Consider the following 2,597-nt stretch of genomic DNA (forward strand, 5'->3'; position numbering starts at 1 on the left):
CGGCCGGCGTCGTCGTCCGACGCCGGCGGTGGATCAGAACGTGTACTCGAGGCCGACGGTGACGCTGCGGCCCGGCGCCGGCTGCCGGCCCCAGGGACTGGTGTCGATGCCGCGGTACCAGTACTTGCGATCGAACAGGTTGTTGACCGCCAGCGACGCGCTGAGCTTGCCGCTGGCGCCTTCGCTGAGCACCTGGCTCAGCTGCGCGTTCCACACCCAGTAGGCCGGCAGCTCGCCGACCGAGCCGATCGCGTTCTCCTGCACGGTGTTGGCCGCATCGCTGAAGGCGCGGCTGAAGTAATAACTGGAAACGGCGACGGTGGTATGACCGGATTCGGGGTGGTACGACGCACCGAGGGTGAGCTGGTTGCGCGAGGTGTAGGGCACGCGATTGCCGTCGTACACGCCCGATTCCTGCCGCGCGTCCAGGTAGGCGTAGCCGGCGTTCAGTGTCAGCGCGCGCAGTTGCGCCGGGCTCCACTGCAGTTCCACTTCGGCGCCCTGGTGGCGGGTCTTGCCGAGATTGCGGTAGGTGCGCGTGGTGTTGTCGAGCTGGATCTGCTGGTCGAAGTCGATCAGGTAGCCGCCGAACTGCACGCGGGTGCGCTCGTTGGGCTGGTAGCGTGCGCCGGCCTCGTAGTTCCAGGCCAGTTCGGCGTCGAGGTTGTCGCCGAAGATGATCTGGGTGACCTGCGGCGCGCGCAGCGAGCGCTGCCCGTCGGCGTACAGGTACCACTGCGGGCTGGCCTGGAACCCCAGGGTCAGGCCGGGCAGCACGTCGTCGGTCTTGTTGCGCGTGCGTGCGCCGCTGGCCAGGTTGTAGTAGCGCGAATCGACCTGCTCGTAGCGCAGGCCGGGGGTGACGGTGACGCGGCCGTCGGCGAAGGCGATCGCGTCGCTGACGTAGGCGGCGGCGCCGCGGTCCTTGAAGCGCCAGTCGCGCACCAGGGTGTACAGGCCGTCCCTGAGGCGGGTGTTGCCGACCAGGAAGTCGATGTCCTCGTTGATCGCGCGCGCGCCCAGCGTCCACTGCTGGCGCACCGCGCCGTCGCCCATCGTCCAGCTCAGCCGCGGCTCGCTGCCGTAGACGCGGAAATCGCGCGGGGCGCTCTGCCGCAGTTGCGGCGGCAGGTCGGGGCGCCAGGTCTCGCTGGCCGCCGAGCGCATGCCGACGATGAAGTTGCGGCTGCTGCGCGCGCTGAAGTTGCTCCAGTCCAGGCGCAGGTCCTGGAACGGCCCCACGTCGCCGAAGTCCTGCTGGTAGACCAGCGAGGCGCGCGTGGTGCGGCCGTTGAATGCGTCCAGCGGCCGCGTCGACTGGCGTGGATCGCGCAGGTAGTCGGCGGTGGACAAGGCGCCGGCCATGTCCATGTCGGCGACGTAGCGCTGCACGCTGGCCTTGAGCAGCGTGTCCGGTGCCAGCCACCATTCCGTGCGCAGGCGCAGGTTCTTGATGTCGGTGGCGCTGTGCTCGCGCCAGTAGTCGCCCTTGGTCCAGTTGGCGTCCAGTTGCAGGCCGAAGGTATCGCTGGCGTAGCCGCCGGTGCTGATCGCGGTGTCGCCCAGGTAATGCCCGGCGCCGCCGGCGGTGACCTTCTGCCCCAGCGTGGTGGTCCAGGTGGTGGGAATGTCCGGGCTGATCAGGTTGATCACGCCGCCGACGTTGTTGGGGCCGTACTGCACCGCCGCGCCGCCGCGCACGATGTCGATGCGGTCGACCTGGTTCAGGCCGACCGGGAACAACGACAGGCTGGTCTGCCCGTACGGCGCCAGCGCCAGCGGAATGCCGTCCTCCAGCACCTGCACGCGGCCGCTGCGGCTCTCGTACAGGCCGCGCAGCATGATCTGCGGCAGCGCGCCGGTGCCGGTCTCGTCGAACACCTTGATGCCCGGCACCTTCTGCAGCGCGTCGTCCAGCGAGCGGTTGGCGCCGGTGCGCAGTTGCGTGTTGTCGATCACCTGGCGGCTGCCGGCGTAGTGCTGCACGTCCTCGACGGTGGAGCGGCCGAGCAGGCTGCCCTGCACCTGCACCGCGTCGAGCTGGCGGATCCGCGCCTGCGCGTCGGCGTCGGGCGGAGTGTCCTCGGCGCACGCGCTGGAGGGGGCGAGCATGGCGGCGACGAGGGCGACGGCCAGCAGCGAAGGGGATAGCGAAGCGATCAAGACGACGACTCCAACAGGAACGAAACGGTCAGGGGCTGCGCAGGTCGGCCGCGCGCTGGCGCAATGCGGCTTGGAGCAGCGCGCGGTCTTCGCCGGCGAACAGCCACTGCAGGTCCGCCTGCGCCAGCCAGTGCGCGCGTTGCGCGGCGTCGCGGGGATTGGGGCAGAAGGGAACGCCGGCGGCGCGGCAGGCCGCGTCGATCGCCAGCAGCTGTTCCCAGACCTGCGGATGGGTGGGCTGCGGGCCGACGCCCAGGTCCAGCGCCAGGTCCAGCGCGCCTTCCATCACCAGCGACACGCCGGGCACCTGCAGGATCTGCGGCAGGGCGCGCACGCCGGCGGCGCTCTCGATCATCGGGATCACGCGCAGGCGCGCGCGGCTGCCGGCGATGTAGTCGGCCAGGGCCACGCTGCCGAAGCCGGTGACGCGGCCG

At 70.5% G+C, this 2,597-nt stretch carries 2 protein-coding genes; both read right to left on the reverse strand.

Translation table 11 applies throughout. From position 1 onward, the window contains the following. Window positions 1–33: 33 nt before the first annotated feature. Window positions 34–2,163, reverse strand: coding sequence for a TonB-dependent siderophore receptor (locus D180_RS08450; RefSeq protein WP_043090664.1), 2,130 nt, complete (start codon window positions 2,161–2,163; stop codon window positions 34–36). Between the two features lie 28 nt (window positions 2,164–2,191). Beyond that, the coding region (locus D180_RS08455; protein WP_017912456.1) for an aldolase/citrate lyase family protein at window positions 2,192–2,597 on the reverse strand (406 nt) is incomplete at its 5' end.

Source organism: Xanthomonas sp. SHU 166, assembly GCF_000364685.1.
Lineage (GTDB): Bacteria > Pseudomonadota > Gammaproteobacteria > Xanthomonadales > Xanthomonadaceae > Xanthomonas_A > Xanthomonas_A sontii.